This window comes from Tropicimonas sp. IMCC6043, from assembly GCF_004146235.1.
GTDB lineage: Bacteria > Pseudomonadota > Alphaproteobacteria > Rhodobacterales > Rhodobacteraceae > Tropicimonas.
The window spans coordinates 1-255 of the sequence record NZ_SELO01000236.1 but is presented as its reverse complement, the minus strand read 5'-3'; the positions used below and the strand labels follow the sequence as shown (position 1 = coordinate 255).

General features: G+C 56.1%; 1 rRNA gene. It reads right to left on the bottom strand.

Annotated elements, in window-relative coordinates:
* A 16S ribosomal RNA gene (locus EU800_RS26505) occupies window positions 1-255 on the bottom strand; the annotation flags it as partial.

The following is a 255-nucleotide window of genomic DNA, read 5'->3' as shown; positions in this document are numbered from 1 at the left end:
TGTGTAGCCCAACCCGTAAGGGCCATGAGGACTTGACGTCATCCACACCTTCCTCCGGCTTATCACCGGCAGTTTCCTTAGAGTGCCCAGCCGAACTGCTGGCAACTAAGGACGTGGGTTGCGCTCGTTGCCGGACTTAACCGAACATCTCACGACACGAGCTGACGACAGCCATGCAGCACCTGTCTTGGATCCAGCCGAACTGAAGGAATTCCTCTCGGAAAACCGCGATCCAGATGTCAAGGGTTGGTAAGG